Below are 13,169 nucleotides of genomic sequence, written 5' to 3' on the forward strand. Positions count from 1 at the left end.
ACGACCCTCGCGCGGGTCAGTCGTTGTCGTTGACGCCGTCGATGTGGCACTTCGACTTCGTGCCCGAGCTCTCCGGGGGCATCCCGCCGGTCACCTGGCACAGCTCGTCCGCGCCGAGCGTGTTGGCCGTGAACTTGGGCAGCTGCTTCTCTTCGTTCTTTCTAAGGTTCTTTTTCATGACACGATTCCATCTCTCCCCGTTCGCACGGGGTTCTCTCCGCGCTCGCCCCGTACCATCGGGGGCGAGCCTCATGGTCCATTCTTGCGTGTTCGCTTCGCCGCGGCTCAGGCCACGCCGCCGCCGCCGTCGCCGTCGTCGATGCCGTCGATGTGGCAGATCGACCACGTGCTGCCGGACTCCGGCTCCCTCCCGCCGGTCACCCGGCACAGCTCGTCCGCGCCGAGCGTGCGGCCGCTGAACTTGGGGAGCTTGTTCTCGTGGTCTCGCTTCTTCATGGGCTTATTCATGGTCTAGTTCCATTCCTTCCCGCAGGTGCGGGAAAATCATCGTTCAAGACGGTACCGCTGCCAGTCACTGTCAGTTGCAGCCGTCACAAGTACCGTCGACGTGGCAGACGCTGTGCGTGTTGGCGGTCTCCGGCGGCATCCCGCCCTTGACCTGGCACAGCTCGTCCGCGCCGAGGGTCTGGCCGTGGAACCTCGGCAGCTTCTTCTCGTCGTCGCGCTTCTTCATGGGCTTGTTCATGTCTAGTTCCATTCCTTCCCGTTTCGCACGGGACAATCATTCAAGGGTATTCCCCGCACCGCGTGATACGGGGGTAGGTGTAAGTCATCGCCGCTAATCGAACTCAAGTCGACGATGCACCTCGGACACGCGTCCCCTCGCCGCTGGTTTCGAAAAAATTTTAAATCATCAAAGCACCACGACCGGGCCTGATTTTCCCCGAATAGCGCGGGCTGGACGATGATTCGCCGCCCCTGACATTCGTGTCGCGGCGAAACGCCGGGGCGACACGCGAGAATCCTCGACCGCCGCGCGAGGCCGTCTCCGCGCAATCGAGAACTCGTTGGTCGGCGCTCCGTGAGCTCCGACACTATCCCCATCGCCGGCCCGCGACCAGCGCAGCGAGGGTCCGGGCGACCCACTGCATGGATTGCCCGCCCGCTGCGAGACGGCCGCTCTCCATGGCCATTCACCGCACCACGAATGGCCATACCCCCGCGATGCTCCCCGGTGCGCGAGGGCCGAACTGCCGCTTCGCCGGCGGCCGCGACCCGGTTATGCTCCGCGCATGCGCCCCGCGCCTCACCGCCTGACGATCGCCCTCGCGGCGCTCCTCGCGTGCGGCCCGGCCCGCGACGAGGCCCCGGCCCCGCTCCCGGTCCCGCATGCGCCCGCGGACCCGCCCGGGCCCGCCGCGCCCCTCGAAGCACCCCCCGCCTCGCGCGACGACGCTTCCGTGCATCACCAGGCATTCGCCCGCCGCGTCCTCTACACCTGGACCACCCCGGCCCAGATCGACGCCCTGCGCCGCTCCCGACGCCTGCTGGTCGCCGACAGCGACGTCGGCGAGCGCTCGCCCTACCTGCGCGCGCTCGACCGCCTCGCCGGCACCCACCCGCTCGCCGCGATCCTGCGCGACCACCCCGGCCATCGCCGGCGCCGTTACGCCTGGACCAGCCCGCTCGCCACCACCCTCGGCCTCGGCGAGCGCCGCTACGGCGACGCCCTGATCCGCATCGACCTCACGGACGACGCCCTCGTGGTCGGCTTCCGCCCGCACGCCGCCGAGCCGTTTGTCCTCGAGGACATGTCCGGAGAGCCAGTCGATCTCGCCGTCGCCCTCGCCGACCCCGGGCGGATCGCCGCCGTTTATCACGTCCGCGACGGCCCCGACGACGCCGTCGCCTTCCGCGAGTACGTCGTCTGCAACGAGTCGCGGATCGCCGCCTGGTCGGTCGCCACGCCGGAGCTCCGCGCCCGCGTCGACGCCGACATCGCCCTGCTCGAGGCGCGGCGCCGCGACCTGGCCCATCTGCCCGCCGCCGCCGTGCGCAGCCCGGCCACCGCCGTGTGGGCCACCGCGCCGGACCGCCCGACCCCGCTCGATCTCTGGCACGCCCGGCTCGCCTTCGACAACGAGCGCTACCGGCCCACGCCTGCCAACCTCGCCGCCATCATCGCCGCGCTACGCGACTACGACCCCGCCGGCGAGCCGCTGATCCACCGGCCCGATGCCGCCTTCCCCGAAGGTCAGCTCGCGTCCCAGACCGCGCGGTAGCGGGCCTGCAGCTCCGCCCACTCCTCCGGCGCGCCGACGAAGATCCCCTCGCTCCACGAGAACACGTCGCTCGGGCGATCGTCGGCCTCGTACAGCGGGATCACGTGCACGTGCAAGTGACGCGACGTCTGCGTCATCTCGCCCGCGCTGCTGCCCGTCGACGCCACATAGCAGCGGCGCGGCCGCATCACCCGTTCGACCATGCGCGCCGCCTGGTGGGCCAGTTGATTGGCGCGGGCCCACAGCGCCGGATCGACCGCCGCGAACGACGTCACGTGGGGCTTCGGCACCACCATCACGTGACCCCAGCGGCGGACGTAGCGGGGCAGCATCACCAGCATCGCCTCGTCCTCGAAGATCGCATGGACCGCCCCGACCTCGCGGCGGACGATCGCGCACATCAGACACTCGGGCGCGCCGCCCTCGGCCTCGATGCGGCGCAGCGCCTCGTCGCGTGAGATCAGCGTCGGCATGCCCGGGTGCGCCGCGAGTGTCTCACGGCTGCCGGCCGCGACGCATCACCGGCCCCGCGCATTCCCGGTATGGGCGTGACCTTCGCGGCCGGCCGCCGCGCGCGCCCGCCCGGGGCCCGTGATAGCGTCCTCGCATGACCCCTCGCTGGCTCGGCCCGCTCGTGCTCCTCGCCTGCGCCCCGCACGAGCACCCGCGCGAGCCGCAGCGCGAATGCGCCGCGGGCATGGTCGTCGTCGAGGGCTCGCTCCAAGGCAGCCCGGCGATCGATCGATTGTGCGTCGACGCCACCGAGGTCACCACCGCTGCCTACGGCGCCTGCGTGCACGCCGGCGCCTGCACCCCGACCGTCGTCGGCGACGTCGCCGAGTGCAACCTGACCCGCGCCGACCGCGGCGAGCACCCGATCAACTGCGTCGAATTCGAGCAGGCCCGCGCCTATTGCAGCTGGCTCGGCAAGCGCCTGCCGAGCGACGCCGAATGGGCCCACATCGCCCGCCCGCGGCTCGCCGGCGCCGCCTGGGTTTGGGGCACCGCCGCCATCGACGCCACCCGCGCCTGCATTCACCAGAGCGGCACCTGTCCCGTGGGACAGCATCCGGCCGGCGCCAGCGTCGACGGCGTGCACGACCTCGTCGGCGGCGTCGCCGAATGGGTCGTGCACGGCGAGCGGCTGCGGCTGCGCGGCGGCAGCTGGCGCGCCGCCCCCGGCCCCCCCTTCAGCGAAGAATCCACCGACTCCATGGCCGCCGCCGACTCCGGCGTGCGCTGCGTCGTCGCCCCGTTCTCCACCGTCACCGCCCCCGACCTCGAAGCCTGGACCCCGCTCACCGCCGGCCAGGCCGAGCTGCCGGTGCTGGCCGCTCCGTCGCCGCCCTTCGTGCCCCCGCGCCCGCTGGCCAACCTCCAATTGCTGCGCGGCGACCCGCAGCGGCACGACCCCGCCCGCTGGTGGCCGGTCGGCGACGACTGGCTGACCGGCTACGACGGCGGCCAGCCCGACGTCCTCGGTTTGCCCGACGTGCTCGAGCGCGCCAGCCTGCCCGAGGGCCTCCGCGAATTCACCCCGGTGCGCCAGCTCGGCAGCGACCTCCTGCTCATGCGCGGCGGCTGGGCCAGCAGCCTGCGCTTTGTCGCCGTCGAGCGCAGCGGCTTCAAGATCCGCTGGCAGATCCCGTTCGCCAACTACGGCTCCTCCTTCGAGCAGTTCGTCGGCCCGCGCACCCTCGTCGCCGAGATCTACGGCCAGCAAGGCGACGCGATCGTCGGCTTCGGCCTGGCCGACGGCCGCGAGCTGTGGCGGATCGCCGGCGGCGAGCAGGGCCCGTTCGTCCGCGCCAGTCGCGTATGGACCGACGGCGACCGCGGCTATGTCCGCGGCGACCGCGGCCTGCTCGCCTTCGATCTGGTCACCGGACAGGTCCTCTGGGACGGCGTCACCCTCGACGACGACTGCGGCGTGGTCGCAGGCGACGGCGTCATGGTCGTCGAGGGCCCGGAGCCCGAGGGCCACCGACGCCTCGACGCGGCCACCGGCGCCGAGCTCGGGCGCCTCGAGGGCAGCGGCGGTCGCTGCGTGTGGGGCGTCCACCCGAACGAGGGCGGCGTGGTGCCGGCTGTCCTCGAGGACAGCCGCCTATTCTCCTTCACGGTCCCCGACGGTCGCGGCATCACAGTCCTGCGGGTCCACGACATCACCAGCGGTCGCGAGCTGTGGCGCCGCGGCGGCCTCGAGCCGCACGTCCTGGTCGCCGACCGCGAGGCTGTCTACGTCAGGCGGGCGCGCGACCTCCTCATCGGTCTCGAAGCGGCCACCGGCGCGCCGCAGATCGAGATCTCGCTGGCGGGAGAGTTCGCGCTCAGCCTGCTCGCCGGCGGTGGTCCGCGCGGACCGCTGCTGCTCAGCTTCGGCGAGGTGGGCAACGATTGGCTGCTCGGCCGCGGCGAACAACCGTCCGCCGCCGAGGCGTACACCGTGCGCGGCCGGCTCGTGCCCGACGGCCTGTCGCGCAGGAGCGTCGCCGGCGTGCCCGTGCGGGTCGGCGGCGAGCGGACGCGCACCGACGCCGCCGGCCGCTTCACCGTCAAGGGCGTGGCCCGCGGCGCCGTCGCGGTCGCGCTCGGCAACGACAGGGGCCCCGGCGAGCCCGGCGGGTCGACTGTCCGCTTCGAGCCGGTCACCGTCGTGCTCGCGGGCCGCGGCCCCTACGACATCGGCGACGTCCCCCTGTACGCCTGGTACACCGAATGAGCGCGCGTTCGCTCATGTCGCGGCTTCGCCGGCAGATTCGCCGTCAGGGCCCGGTATGATACAGGAGGTGCTGCAATGGTCGACGCGCAACGACAGGACGGTCAGGACGCCGCGAGGCAGCGGCACGACGCGGTGCTCCTGCGCGTGGCCGAGACCGCAGCGATCGACGCCGGCGACCTCGACCGTGCGCTCGCGGTCCTGACCGAAGCCGCCGCCGAGGGCCTGCAGCTGGAGCGCGCCTCGGTATGGGTCTACACCCCCGACCAGGCCGCGATCGAATGCCTCGACCTCTACCAGCGCGGCGCCGGTGAGCACGACACCGCGCCGACCCTGCTGGCCGCGGCCGAGTTCCCGGCCTACTTCCAGGCCCTGGCCGCCGCCCGCACCCTCGTCGCCGCCGACGCCCGCACCGACCCGGCCACCCGCGAGCTCGCCGACACCTACCTCGCCCCGCACGGCATCGGCGCCGCGCTCGAGGCCCCGATCCGCCGCCGCGGCCGCCTCGCCGGCGTCCTCTGCAACGAGCACGTCGGCCCCGCGCGCCCGTTCTCGCGCGACGAGCAGGCGTTCGCCGCCGCGATCGCCGACAACGTCGCCCGGGCCCTCGACGCCGCCGACCGCCGCCGCGTCGAAGACGGCCTGGCCCACGCCAAGGCCGCGCTCGAACAGCTCGACCGCGAGAACCGGGCCCTCATCACCCGCCTGCGCCGCAGCGTCGAGCGATTGTCCACACCTGTGCTCGAGGTCTGGAGCGACGTGCTGGCCCTGCCGATCATCGGCATCCTCGGCGAGGAGCGCAGCGCCCAGATGACCGAGCGCCTGCTCGGCGAGCTGGCGCGCACGCGGGCCAGACACGTCATCCTCGACCTCACCGGCCTCGACGACTGCGACGAGCAGACCGCCGCCGCCATCGGCGTCATGGCCCGCGCCGTCCGCCTGCTCGGCGCCGAGTGCGTCCTCTGCGGCGTCCGCCCCGACCTCGCCCGCGCCTTCGTCGACCTCGACCTCGACCTCCGCGGCCTGCAGATCCTCCGCGACATGCGCCACGCCCTGCAGGACGTCGTCACCCGCCGCGCCCACGCCCGGACCCGCTGAGCTGGCCCATCGGGCATGTCCGACGAGACATGTCGTAGGGGACAGGAGACCGCCGACTCGACATGGCCCTCAGAGCATGTCTCTCGAGACATGTCCTGCGGGACACTGGCCCGCCGGCCCGCTCAATCCTGCCAGTAGCAATAGCCCGACTGGCACTGCATCCCGTCCGGGCAGATCTGCCCGCCCGCGCAGTAGAGGGCGCAGCCGTTGGCGCCGCTGCCGAGGATCGCCGCGCACACCGGCACGGAGGTCCCGGTCGCCGGCGGGGCGAAGCAGTCGCACACGTCGACGCAGTCGCGGATCCCACACACGCTGAGGCCGCCGCTGGTGGGCGCCAGGCACAGCAATTGGCCAGTCGCCCCGCTCTCCTGCCATTCGCAGCCGGACAGGTCGCCGGGCTGACACTGCCCCCAATCCCCGATCGCGTGGGCGGCACAGCCGTCGTCGACCGTGGTGTTCTGCCCGGCCGTGCTCGTGGTGCCCGTGGTCGTCAGCTCGGCGCTCGTGTCCGTGGCCGTCGTCGTCGTCGTCGTCGTGCTCGTCCCGGCCGCCGTGTCGGTGGTCCCCCCGATCTGGCCCTGACAGGCGAACGACAGCGAGAGCAGGAGCGTGGCGGCGCGGCGCGAGGCGAGCATCGCCGCGATCCTACCCGGACTCGCCGCCGCCGACGCCGGACCCGCCACCGACCGCGAAGCGCCCGTGCTCGCCGCGCGCCGGCCCCCTGTCGCCGCGATCACACGCCCCGCGAACGACCGTACGCGCCCGCAGACCGCCCGCCTCGCGCGCGATCGCCCGTAGCCGCCCGCCCGCGCGCCGGTGGAGCCGCGGCGCCCGTCGCCCATGACTGCGCCGGTGAACCACTCCGCCCGCACCCTCGCCCTCCTCCTCGCCCTCGCGGCCCCCGAGCGCGCGCGCGCCGGCGACGACGAGGACGACGGGTACCTGGCCGGCAACAACCACGGCCGCATCGACCTCATCCACCTCGACAGCGCCGTCCAGGGCCGCGGCCCGTGCGTGCAGATGAAGCCGTCGATCCCCGGCAAGTCGGCGTGGGCCTGCCTGTGGCGCAACACCCCCCTCTACGTCGAGCTGCGCGAGCTGCTGCAGGCCGCCTTCATCACCGGCAAGCGCTGCATCGTCTACTGGAGCGGCGTCGACCCCCGGGGCCACAAGACCATCGACCGCGTCGAGTGCTGGCGCACCTGAGACGGCGCGACCTGGCAGGCCTTTCGGACATGACCATGAGACCATGCTTCAAACGCTGTGTACGAGAGCCCGAGGACGGCCATCTCGGAGTGGATCGAAGTGTTCTATAATCGCCCGCGTCGCGACTCGTCGATCGGCGACTCGACCCCGATCGCCTACGAGGAGAACTTCTACGCCGAGCAGGCGCAGACTCAAGCGGCATAAGCAAGGTGTCCACCTTTTCGGGGCAATCCCTCTCGCAAGCAGAGGTCGCTAGGGATCACTCGGGCGAACGGTTGCCGCTCGGTCCAGGCGGAAGCTCGGCCCGCCCTGTTGCCAGCGCACGGCGCCGGCGGACGACGAGGGCACGCAGGCCCCGCTCGACGACACCGAACCCGAGAACGGGCCCGAGCAACGCGGCGATGAACGCGGCTGGCAGCTCGAAGCCGGCGTAGAGCACGATCCAGCCGAGGGCGACGGAGAATGCGCCAATCGCCGCGCCGAGGAACGAGCAAAACAGCGGCCAGTCCCACTTGAGCGCGCGCCAGAACCACCAGGTGGGCAGGAACCCGAGACGCTGTGGATGCGTCATCAGACGGCGCTGCGCGTCGCGCTGGCTCGGGAAACTCGCGGGAACTAGCACGCCCACGGTCACCCCTCCGTCCAACCCGGCTCGCAGGTCTCGGGCTCGCTCTCGCATGCCTTCTCGACCAGCCAGCCGCACCCGACGGCGAGGGCCGCCGAGACGGCGCACGTGAACGCCGCCGCGGGCGGGATGCACCCGAGCACGCCGATGAACGCGCATTTCGCTTGTTCCTCCGCCTTGCCGCGCGTCGCTCCGCAGGCGTCGGCGGGCGCCCCTACGTCCGCCTCGAACACCCGGACCTGAAGCACGGCGAAGGCCGCGAGCATTTCGACCGCGCGGGGCGACGTGTCGGCAAGCAGCTCGACGCCCGCCGGCGTCGCCTGGGGGCCGTCGTCCGAGCCCGTGAAGAGCAGGACGCCGTCGGCGACGTACTCGGTAAGCAGGCCAGCGCCTTGCTTGGTGGTTCGGAGCTCGAGCTGAACCGCCGCCCGTCCCCGGTAGCGAGTCGCGGAGCGGACCCGTCGAACGCCGGTCGTTGCGTCGCAAACGTCCGAGACAGGCGCGAGAGACTGCGCCAGCAACCGCTGGGCTCCGGCTGCGTGGACCAGAGCGGCGTCGGTGGCGGCGAGGAAGTTTGAAAGGATGAGAGTGACAGTTCACGAGCTCGCCTCGCAAATCTGACAGCCACGGGTGAACGCATCTCGTGTCCTTCACTGGCGACGAAAGCGAGGAAGCGAGTGCTCCGGTTCGCGTGCGCAACGAATTATGGTCCTGGAGATCTGGGGGAAACGCGACGGGTCCGCGCGACAGAGGCCGATCTGGGGGGCTGGAATGAGCACGCAGGACGGGCGTTCGGCACCGAAGTGCGGGACAGCGCGGTGCCCCGAGTATCCTTGTCGCATGCGCCGCCTCGCGCTCGCCGTCGCCGTCGCCGCCCTCGCCTGCGGCACCAACACGTCGCCGGGGTTCTCGACGGGGCCGGGTATGACGTCCGTGACGACGCCGGGCACGTCGACCTCGACCTCGTCCACCAGCTCCGCGGGCTCGTCTTCGACCTCCACGTCCGGCGGCGCCGAGCCCGAGGCTTCGACCGGCACATCATCAGCGTGAACACGGACGAAAAGTGGCGCGGCCTACACTGCGAAGCGGCCGAAAACTGCGGGAACAAGGGCAACTGCGGCCCAAACGCCATGGACTACGTCTGCGGCTCGCACGCCGACACCGTGTTCAAGTGCGACCGGACCCGCGGCGCCGGCCTGCTCTACAACGCCGGCCCCTACGCCACCAACCACGTGTGCGAGCTCTACGGGGGCAACCGCTACATCATCGAGGGCGAGACCGGCCCGGACGCGTTCGCCTGCATCGCCCAGGTGGGCACCTTCGGCGACGATCCGCCGCTCGCCGACACCCTCGTCGCCGCGGTGTCCGACGAGCTCAACGGCCCGGGCGGCTGCAACGAGGGGTTCTTGCGCGACGACGCGCTGCTCGTGTTCGTCTTCATCATGGACAACGAGGACGACGAGTCGGCGTCGGCTTCGCCGTCCCGATCGGCGCCGGCATCCAGGGCATGATCGGCGACCACTTCCTGCTCGGCTTCGAGCCGCGCGCGGTGTTCGACATGTTCTTCGGCGGCCGCGGCGTCGCCTCCTCGTTCGACGCCCGCGTCACCCTCGGCGCCAAGTTCTGAGCCGGCTCGCGGGGAGGCGCCGATCACATGCCCTCGGAGACATGCCCGTTCGAACATGCTCCAATCGACATGTCCGATACGACATGTCCCATGAGCCTCCCTGACCACTCGGCAGCGATCCCACCGCGGCCCGCCTCGCCGTCTCGGGCCGATCCCCCGCCGCGGACGTCGTCGCCCGTGCCGCCCCCGCGACGATCTCGCGGACTCGCCGTCGGCGCCGCTGCCCGCCGCGGCGACACGATCACTACCGCCGCCAGCCGCCGCGGATCGCGGAGTCCCCGAAGCGAGCCGCCGCGGACGGACCTTCGCGTCTCTGGCCGCCGCGCCTCCGCGGCGCGAGAACGCACGTACCACCGGCGACGCCCTCCGCTATCCTCCCCTCGCTCGCGTCCATGTCCCAAGCAAGCTCCGCCCCGTCGCATCCCCCGCGTTATGACATCGTGATCGGCGGGGGCGGCCTCGCCGGTCAGGCCCTCGCCCGTCAGCTCCGCCGCGAGGTCCCCGAGGCCACCGTCGCCGTCGTCGAGCGCCAGCGCCGGCCGCTGCCCGTCGCCGCCCACAAGGTCGGCGAGTCGTCGGTCGAGCTGTCCTCGCACTACTTCAGCGTCATCCTCGGCCTCGACGAGTACCTGCGGGCCAAGCACTACCTCAAGAACGGCCTGCGCTTCTACCCCGGCGGCGGCCACACCCACGCGCTCGAGGACCGCACCGAGATCGGCCCGCCCGAGCGGGCCACGGTGCCCTCCTTCCAGCTCGATCGCGGCCGCCTCGAACAGGACCTTCGGGACATGAACGAAGAGGCAGGCGTCACCTTGATCGAGGGCTGCGTCGTCAGGGACGTCACCCTCGCCGAGGACGACGGCGACCACCTCGTCCACGTCGAGGCCCACGGCGGCGGCGAGCCGCGGACCTTGCGGGCCGGGTGGTTCGTCGACGCCACCGGTCGCCGCGGCCTGCTGCGGGCCAAGCTCGGCCTCACCCGCCCGAGCGGCCACCTCGCCAACGCCGCCTGGTGGCGCGTCGCCGGCCGCGTCGACGTCGCCGACCTCGTGCCCGCCAGCGCGACCACCTGGCACGGGCGCGACCCCGAGCACATCCGCTGGTACTCGACCGTCCACTTCATGGGCCCCGGCTACTGGCTCTGGTACATCCCGCTGGCCCCGGGCGACGACGGCCAGGCCCACACCTCGATCGGCATCGTCGTCCACGACGAGCTGCACCCGTTCGACACCATCCGCACCCGCGAGCGCTCGCTCGCCTGGGTCGAGAAGCACGAGCCCCTCTGCTTCGCCCAGATCAAGGACCTGCCGATGGTCGATTTCCTGACCCTCAAGCACTACAGCCACGCGACCGAGCGCATGTACTCGCCGCAGCGCTGGTCGCTGATCGGCGACGCCGGGGCCTTCACCGACCCCTTCTATTCGCCGGGCTCCGACTTCATCGCCCTCGCCGCCAGCTTCACCGTCGAGATCGTCAAGGCCCGGCTGCGCGGCGGCGACTTCGCCGAGGCCGCCGAGCGCTTCAATCGCCTCTACCTGCTGTTCTTCGACACCACCTGCGAGCTCTACCGCAAGGCCGCCCCCGTCTACGGCAGCCCGCGCGTGCTGCCGGCCAAGGTCTACTGGGACGACTTCGTCTACTGGTCGTTCGTCTGCCAGTACTTCTTCCGCGGCCTCTACAAGCTGCCGGGCGACCAGCAGGCGCGCTTCGAGCAGCTCGGCCTCGAGTTCGCCGCCCTGCAGTTCCGCGCCCAGAAGCTGCTGAGCGAGTGGGCTCGCCGCGCCGACAACACCCCGCGGCCCGTCAGCGTCGACCTGCCCGTCATCCCCTCGATGCTCGCCACCCTCTACCTCGACCTCGTGCGCGACATGAGCCCCGACGAGGTCTTCGCGTACATGCAAGACAAGCTGGTCCAGGCCGGCGAGATCCTCGGCGAGCTGGCCCTGCGCGCCCTCGCCGACCTCGCCCCCGGCGCGCGCGACGAGCTGACCCGCGCCGTCGACCTCCCGAGCTGGCCCCGCCGCCCCCCCGCCGACCGCATCGCCAACGAGGCCGAAGTCGGCGGCAAACGCCGCCGCGCCCTCCTCCCGGTCATCCGCGACATGGAGCGCACCCTCGGCCGCCTCACCGGTGACCACGACGCCGCCACCCTCGAGGCCCTGGTCGCCCACGCCTTCGCCCCGCCGGCGCAGGCCGCAGGCTGACTTGTCCAAAGGGACATGTCTCGATGGACATGTCCTTCACCACAGGTCCATCAGGACATGCCCCCATGTGCATGTCCCCAGAGACACGACCGCTCACCGCACGAAGTTCAAATGATAATGCGGCGTGCTCGTGCGGCTCTCGTCGACCACCGCGATCCCGCGCGCCTTGGCCAGCCGCTTCAGGATCGCCCGCTCGCGCTTCTCGAGCCCGTGGCAGCGGACATCGACCGCCCCCTCGCGCAGGTGCTTCGACACGAAATCACCCGCTGCCACCTGGGCCTGGATCACCGCGGTCAAGGCCGCCAGCGCCGCCGCTCGCCCTGCTGTCCGTGCCGTCGCGTACGCCTCCACGACCGCCCTGGCCGCCGACTTGTTGGCGTAGTTGCGGACCACATCGTCCCCGCGCTCGAGGTTGCGCAGCATCAGCTCCGCCTGCACCTCGGGTCGCCGCGTCCCGTCCGTGATCATCAACGGCTTGCCGGTCGCCTGGTGGAACGCCGCCGCCAGCTCCGCCAGCCGCGGCTCGATCGCCGGCGGCACCTCGACCCCGGGCGCCTGCGAATAATCGGCGTTCACCACCACGACCGACGCCGCGGCGCTCTCGACCGCCAGCGGCGCGCTCGACGATTCACCCGTCGACACCTCGGCGCTCGCCGGCTCGCCCGTCAGCGCCCCCAGCAGCGCGATCGCTCGACCGATCATCCCCGCGACCATACCTCAACTCTCCGCAGCGACCGCTCGCCCCGCTCGGCCGCGACCTCGTCCCTGGGCTCGTCCCGCGACCTCGCCGCCTCGCGCGGCCGGTTCGGCGAGGGCCCGCGCGGCTCCCCAGTCGAGCGATTTCGCCCCCTCGTCTTGCTGCCCCATCGACCCCGACCTTGATTACCCTGCACCCGTGATCGCGCGACCGCTCCTCGTCCTCGTCCTCCTGGGCGCTTGCGGCTCCGAAGCGGCCAAGCCTGCCCCTGCGCCGGCCGAGCCGCCGGCCAAGGCCTCCGAGCCGCCGGCCAAGGCCGCCCCGTTCGCCGAGCCCAAGCTCAAGCCGCCCCCGCCGCCCGAGGGCGCCGCGCTCCTGCCCGACCGCAAGCTGCCGCTCTACGTCCAGCGCTGCGACACGGGCCACCCCTGCCCCGATCTGCTGCAGCCGGCCGGCGAGACCCACTGCCGCGACCTCGAGCTCGGCGGCTTCAAGCACTGGCGCCTGCCTGACCGCCTCGAGGTCAAGCGCTTCGGCGAGATCGCCGACCTCGCGCAGGCCGAAGGCTTCCACTGGACCCGCACCGCCTTCGCCGAGGACACCGCCCAGGCCTGGATCGTCGACCCGAAATCGGGCCAGGAGACCACCATCCCGCGCGATCGCAAGCCGTTCCGCGTCCGCTGCGTGTTCGAGCCGTGACCGCCCCGCCGGTCCTTCCGCGCGCGCCCCGTTCGAGCCGCGCGCTCCCGC

Annotated in this window: 17 protein-coding genes; 9 read left to right on the forward strand and 8 right to left on the reverse strand. The window is 72.0% G+C overall.

Annotation, left to right across the window (positions count from 1 at the left end):
• Positions 1 to 16: 16 nt before the first annotated feature.
• From POL25_RS02880 to POL25_RS02890, 3 genes are all read right to left on the reverse strand, one after another.
• Positions 17 to 178 carry a hypothetical protein gene (locus POL25_RS02880; protein ID WP_272084245.1) on the reverse strand — a complete coding sequence of 54 codons (162 nt, stop codon included), beginning with the start codon at positions 176 to 178 and terminating at the stop codon, positions 17 to 19.
• A gap of 107 nt (positions 179 to 285) precedes the next feature.
• Positions 286 to 456, reverse strand: coding sequence for a hypothetical protein (locus POL25_RS02885; RefSeq protein WP_272084246.1), 171 nt, complete (start codon positions 454 to 456; stop codon positions 286 to 288).
• 82 nt (positions 457 to 538) lie between these two features.
• On the reverse strand, positions 539 to 706 hold the full coding sequence (locus tag POL25_RS02890) for a hypothetical protein (protein ID WP_272084247.1): 168 nt from the start codon (positions 704 to 706) through the stop codon (positions 539 to 541).
• 547 nt (positions 707 to 1,253) lie between these two features.
• Here POL25_RS02890 and POL25_RS02895 point away from each other — a divergent pair.
• Positions 1,254 to 2,243, forward strand: coding sequence for a hypothetical protein (locus POL25_RS02895; protein WP_272084248.1), 990 nt, complete (start codon positions 1,254 to 1,256; stop codon positions 2,241 to 2,243).
• Here POL25_RS02895 and POL25_RS02900 read toward each other — a convergent pair.
• Positions 2,216 to 2,716: an HIT family protein gene (locus POL25_RS02900; RefSeq protein WP_272084249.1), complete on the reverse strand. Its 501-nt coding sequence runs from the start codon at positions 2,714 to 2,716 to the stop codon at positions 2,216 to 2,218. The two genes, POL25_RS02895 and POL25_RS02900, sit on opposite strands and share 28 nt — an antisense overlap.
• Positions 2,717 to 2,850: 134 nt before the next feature.
• On the opposite strand from POL25_RS02900, the gene POL25_RS02905 reads away from it, so the two are divergent.
• Together POL25_RS02905 and POL25_RS02910 are read left to right on the forward strand one after the other, a co-directional pair.
• Entirely contained in the window at positions 2,851 to 4,965 is a 2,115-nt protein-coding gene (locus POL25_RS02905) for an SUMF1/EgtB/PvdO family nonheme iron enzyme (protein WP_272084250.1), read from the forward strand.
• A gap of 75 nt (positions 4,966 to 5,040) precedes the next feature.
• Entirely contained in the window at positions 5,041 to 6,060 is a 1,020-nt protein-coding gene (locus POL25_RS02910; RefSeq protein ID WP_272084251.1) for a GAF domain-containing protein, read from the forward strand.
• A gap of 122 nt (positions 6,061 to 6,182) precedes the next feature.
• Here POL25_RS02910 and POL25_RS02915 read toward each other — a convergent pair whose 3' ends face one another.
• Positions 6,183 to 6,695, reverse strand: coding sequence for a hypothetical protein (locus POL25_RS02915; protein ID WP_272084252.1), 513 nt, complete (start codon positions 6,693 to 6,695; stop codon positions 6,183 to 6,185).
• A gap of 217 nt (positions 6,696 to 6,912) precedes the next feature.
• On the opposite strand from POL25_RS02915, the gene POL25_RS02920 reads away from it, so the two are divergent.
• On the forward strand, positions 6,913 to 7,266 hold the full coding sequence (locus POL25_RS02920) for a hypothetical protein (protein WP_272084253.1): 354 nt from the start codon (positions 6,913 to 6,915) through the stop codon (positions 7,264 to 7,266).
• A 57-nt stretch (positions 7,267 to 7,323) separates the two neighbouring features.
• Entirely contained in the window at positions 7,324 to 7,470 is a 147-nt protein-coding gene (locus POL25_RS02925) for a hypothetical protein (RefSeq protein ID WP_272084254.1), read from the forward strand.
• 55 nt (positions 7,471 to 7,525) lie between these two features.
• On the opposite strand, the gene POL25_RS02930 is transcribed toward POL25_RS02925, so the two are convergent.
• Together POL25_RS02930 and POL25_RS02935 are read right to left on the reverse strand one after the other, a co-directional pair.
• Positions 7,526 to 7,894: a hypothetical protein gene (locus POL25_RS02930; RefSeq protein WP_272084255.1), complete on the reverse strand. Its 369-nt coding sequence runs from the start codon at positions 7,892 to 7,894 to the stop codon at positions 7,526 to 7,528.
• A 2-nt stretch (positions 7,895 to 7,896) separates the two neighbouring features.
• Positions 7,897 to 8,412: a hypothetical protein gene (locus POL25_RS02935; protein WP_272084256.1), complete on the reverse strand. Its 516-nt coding sequence runs from the start codon at positions 8,410 to 8,412 to the stop codon at positions 7,897 to 7,899.
• A gap of 319 nt (positions 8,413 to 8,731) precedes the next feature.
• Between POL25_RS02935 and POL25_RS02940 the strand changes: the two genes are divergently transcribed.
• The 3 genes from POL25_RS02940 (at position 8,732) to POL25_RS02950 (ending at position 11,722) form a co-directional block, all read left to right on the forward strand.
• A complete protein-coding gene (locus tag POL25_RS02940) occupies positions 8,732 to 8,941 on the forward strand; it encodes a hypothetical protein (RefSeq protein WP_272084257.1) in 210 nt (69 codons plus the stop codon).
• The gene (locus tag POL25_RS02945) at positions 8,938 to 9,402 is read left to right on the forward strand and encodes a hypothetical protein (RefSeq protein WP_272084258.1); all 465 of its coding nucleotides are present in this window, start codon (positions 8,938 to 8,940) and stop codon (positions 9,400 to 9,402) included. Before POL25_RS02940 ends, POL25_RS02945 begins: the two co-directional genes overlap by 4 nt.
• Positions 9,403 to 9,958: 556 nt before the next feature.
• Positions 9,959 to 11,722 carry an NAD(P)/FAD-dependent oxidoreductase gene (locus POL25_RS02950; RefSeq protein ID WP_272084259.1) on the forward strand — a complete coding sequence of 588 codons (1,764 nt, stop codon included), beginning with the start codon at positions 9,959 to 9,961 and terminating at the stop codon, positions 11,720 to 11,722.
• A 93-nt stretch (positions 11,723 to 11,815) separates the two neighbouring features.
• Here POL25_RS02950 and POL25_RS02955 read toward each other — a convergent pair whose 3' ends face one another.
• The gene (locus tag POL25_RS02955) at positions 11,816 to 12,424 is read right to left on the reverse strand and encodes a hypothetical protein (protein ID WP_272084260.1); all 609 of its coding nucleotides are present in this window, start codon (positions 12,422 to 12,424) and stop codon (positions 11,816 to 11,818) included.
• 193 nt (positions 12,425 to 12,617) lie between these two features.
• On the opposite strand from POL25_RS02955, the gene POL25_RS02960 reads away from it, so the two are divergent.
• Entirely contained in the window at positions 12,618 to 13,118 is a 501-nt protein-coding gene (locus POL25_RS02960; RefSeq protein WP_272084261.1) for an Lcl C-terminal domain-containing protein, read from the forward strand.
• Positions 13,119 to 13,169 lie beyond the last annotated feature (51 nt).

This window comes from Nannocystis bainbridge, assembly GCF_028368995.1.
Classification (GTDB): domain Bacteria; phylum Myxococcota_A; class Polyangia; order Nannocystales; family Nannocystaceae; genus Nannocystis; species Nannocystis bainbridge.